The sequence below is a fragment of the Corallococcus praedator genome, assembly GCF_003612125.1.
Lineage (GTDB): Bacteria > Myxococcota > Myxococcia > Myxococcales > Myxococcaceae > Corallococcus > Corallococcus praedator.
Genome location: NZ_RAWI01001407.1, coordinates 1 through 390, shown reverse-complemented (window position 1 = coordinate 390; position 390 = coordinate 1). Strand labels below are relative to the sequence as shown.

Annotated in this window: 1 protein-coding gene; it reads right to left on the bottom strand. The window is 57.2% G+C overall.

Going from position 1 to position 390, the window contains the following annotated elements:
• Positions 1-229, bottom strand: a 229-nt coding sequence (locus D7Y13_RS45555) for a hypothetical protein (protein ID WP_208734760.1), incomplete at its 3' end; no start/stop codon positions are given.
• Between the last annotated feature and the right edge of the window lie 161 nt (positions 230-390).

Below are 390 nucleotides of genomic sequence, written 5' to 3'. Positions count from 1 at the left end.
GTGTGCCATAAGTGATGGGCTCACCGGCGCGCGTCGTGTTGTAGGTGTTGTAGCCTTGGGGAAAGTCGAACGCACGACCCTTGACTTCTTCAGGGGCCTGCGGCGACATGGGATTGCCGGGGCCGAACCAAGCCGAGCCCGATGCGGTGTTGCCGTAGGTCGAACCGATGGTATAGTTCGTCAGCGAGATCTCATGACCTCCACCAGCACGGGCGCGTTCACCTGCCATAACTTCTATCGAACCCCTCGGTCATTCTGCGGTGGCAGGAGCGAAGAAGCGACGAAAGCCTGCCGACTTCAGGGGCTCAACGTCATCTTCCTTTACTTGAAATAACCCGTCGTCCCCGATGAGATATTTCTCGCCGCTCATACCGAACGCTGTATTTATAC